Origin of the sequence: Bradyrhizobium sp. (genome assembly GCF_049581145.1) — a bacterium.
Lineage (GTDB): Bacteria > Pseudomonadota > Alphaproteobacteria > Rhizobiales > Xanthobacteraceae > Bradyrhizobium.
The window spans coordinates 1-2,436 of the sequence record NZ_JBAURI010000098.1; the positions used below are offsets into that span (position 1 = coordinate 1).

The following is a 2,436-nucleotide window of genomic DNA, read 5'->3' on the forward strand; positions in this document are numbered from 1 at the left end:
GCGCCGGTGGATCGCCGAGATCCTGTAGGCGGCGCTGCACACGGCGCCAGAACGGCGTGAACACCCGCAACCCCCGGCCGTCCTTGTTGCGGATGTCGGAGGGGGCGACCAGAAGATCGCCTGGAAAACGCTGCGAGCCGACCCCGAGGGCTGTGAGCGCAGCCGTGACCTCGCCGGCGACGGCCTCTTGCGGGCCTTGCGCGATGTCGTTCCAGAACACAGCGCTTGCCCTGATCTCCTGCGCCACCGCAGCGATGGTCTCGGCAGCGGGGCCTCGGCGCAGCACCAGCGTGGACCCAGCCGCCTGCAGACTCGCCTGCAATGCCTTCAGCGACTGGGCCAGCCACCAGCGTGCGGCGCCGCCGAGCGGGCGCGCCTTGCGCCCACCGCTCGACTCATCGCGCACATAGAGGCAGATCAGCGGGGCACCCGTCTGCGATGCGGCATGCAGCGCGGGGTGATCGGAAAGCCTGAGATCGTCGCGGAACCAGACGACGATGGGGGGAATGGATGTGGCGGCCATCAGGTGAGACAACTCGAACATGGCGCATCGGGTTCGCGCGCGGTGCAACTCGATCGATCCTGACACGTATCTAGCAGGAGAAGGGCAGACGCGCCTAAGGGACCGCGCATGAAACGCTATATTGTACTCTATTTGTCGACGCTGATCATCCTGGTACCGCTCGACTTCCTGTTTCTGGGCGTGCTCGCCAGGGCCTTCTTCACAGCCGAAGTCGGCGACATGCTGGGCGAGGTGAGAGCTGCGCCCGCGATCCTCTTCTACCTGCTCTACGTCGTCGGCACCGTGGTCTTCGTCAGCGGTCGCGCGGACGCGACGTGGCGTTCCACCCTGGTCCAGGGCGGGCTGTTCGGACTGTTCTGTTATGCGACATTCGAGCTGACCGCGCTGTCGCTGCTCAGGCATTGGAGCATGGCAGTCGCCGCTGTCGATATGTCCTGGGGTGTCGTGGTGACGGCCATCTCCGCCACCGCCGGCCTGCTGGCCGCGAATTGGCTGGCACCGCAGGCGTAAGTTATTCCGCGGCGAAGCGTCAGAGCCAGACCGAATCTCGCGTTGTCGTGCCGGAGCCGGTCATTTCGGCTGCGGCACGATGCGCAGATAGGGCTTGGGCGCTTTCCAGCCCTGCGGATAGATCGTCTTGGCCTCCTCGTCGGAGACCGATCCGGCGATGATGACGTCGTCGCCCTGTTTCCAGTCGGCAGGGGTCGCAACACGGTGCTTCGTCGTCATCTGCAGCGAATCGATCGTGCGCAGGATCTCCTGGAAATTGCGTCCGGTGGTCATCGGATAGACCATGACGAGCTTGATCTTCTTGTCCGGCCCGATGACGAAGACGTTGCGCACGGTCTGGTTATCCGCGGCGGTGCGCGTCGCGGGATCGCCCGAGGTCGAGGCCGGCAGCATGTCGTAGAGTTTGGAGACCTTGAAATCGGTGTCGCCGATCATCGGGTAGTTCGGCGCGGTGCCCTGCGTCTCCTTTATGTCCTCCGACCATTTCGCATGGCGGTCGACCGGGTCGACGCTCAATCCCATCAGCTTGACGCCGCGCTTGTCGAATTCCGGCTTCAACCTCGCGAGCGCACCGAGCTCGGTGGTGCAGACCGGCGTGAAATCCTTGGGATGCGAGAACAGAAGCGCCCAGGAGTTGCCGATCCAGTCGTGGAACCTGATCTTGCCCTCGGTGGTTTCGGCCTCGAAATCCGGGGCCACAGCGCCAATCTGCAGTGCCATACGACAACCTCATGTCCTTCAAGTTACAGCCAAGCCAAGGTGAAGGTAAACCTCTGGAAACCACTATAGCAGCGGGTGGCCGCTAAATGAACGTCGGCCCAACAAAACGGCAAATCATTCTCTTTTTGCCGGAACCTTCAGCAATTCTTCTTGATCACCGAGGCTGCGGCGAAAAAATCACGGTGAGGTGCAAAACAATCCGCACCGCAAAATTCCCGATTGCCCCGATATTGCTTCATATGGTTTTCATCAACCACCGGACGAGGCGTAAAGCCGGGAACCTTTCCGGGAAGCAACGCGACGAATCGGCAACCATCTAAAACGCTCATGATGCGAGTTGTGAATCATTAACCACCCGTTTACGCCAGCAGAGACATGCTGGACCAGAGCTAGAAACTGAGAAGTGCAAACTATGACTGCCTTGAAGCCCAATGCCGTCGCAAGCGGCGTCCTCGAACCCTCCTCAAGCGATAGTGCTGCCGTGGCGCTGACGATCGTGCGCGATGGCGTGATCACCGGCGAGGGTCCCACCACCAGGGGGCGTGTCCATTTTTCCCGCGAGCTCGATGCCGATGACGCCGCCTGGTGCGCGCGCATCCTGACCGCGCGCGCCGTCGAGCATGAGCCGGTCAGCCGCGCCGAGGCGGAAGCCTTGTTCGAGATCAACGATGCCGCCGCCGAGC

The 2,436-nt window shown here is 62.4% G+C and carries 4 protein-coding genes and 1 pseudogene; 2 read left to right on the plus strand and 3 right to left on the minus strand.

Translation table 11 applies throughout. The features are described from left to right. Nucleotides 1-523 (minus strand): deoxyribodipyrimidine photo-lyase (locus tag WCB02_RS03105; RefSeq protein ID WP_423956260.1); only part of this gene is annotated, 523 nt, incomplete at its 3' end. 108 nt (nucleotides 524-631) lie between these two features. Here WCB02_RS03105 and WCB02_RS03110 point away from each other — a divergent pair. Next, nucleotides 632-1,033 carry a DUF2177 family protein gene (locus tag WCB02_RS03110; protein ID WP_423956262.1) on the plus strand — a complete coding sequence of 134 codons (402 nt, stop codon included), beginning with the start codon at nucleotides 632-634 and terminating at the stop codon, nucleotides 1,031-1,033. Between the two features lie 60 nt (nucleotides 1,034-1,093). Here WCB02_RS03110 and WCB02_RS03115 read toward each other — a convergent pair whose 3' ends face one another. Together WCB02_RS03115 and WCB02_RS03120 are read right to left on the minus strand one after the other, a co-directional pair. Further along, on the minus strand, nucleotides 1,094-1,753 hold the full coding sequence (locus WCB02_RS03115; RefSeq protein WP_423956264.1) for a peroxiredoxin: 660 nt from the start codon (nucleotides 1,751-1,753) through the stop codon (nucleotides 1,094-1,096). 137 nt (nucleotides 1,754-1,890) lie between these two features. Next, on the minus strand, nucleotides 1,891-2,082 hold the full coding sequence (locus WCB02_RS03120) for a hypothetical protein (RefSeq protein ID WP_423956267.1): 192 nt from the start codon (nucleotides 2,080-2,082) through the stop codon (nucleotides 1,891-1,893). An 83-nt stretch (nucleotides 2,083-2,165) separates the two neighbouring features. Here WCB02_RS03120 and WCB02_RS03125 point away from each other — a divergent pair. Then, nucleotides 2,166-2,436: pseudogene (locus tag WCB02_RS03125) on the plus strand (hypothetical protein); the annotation flags it as partial.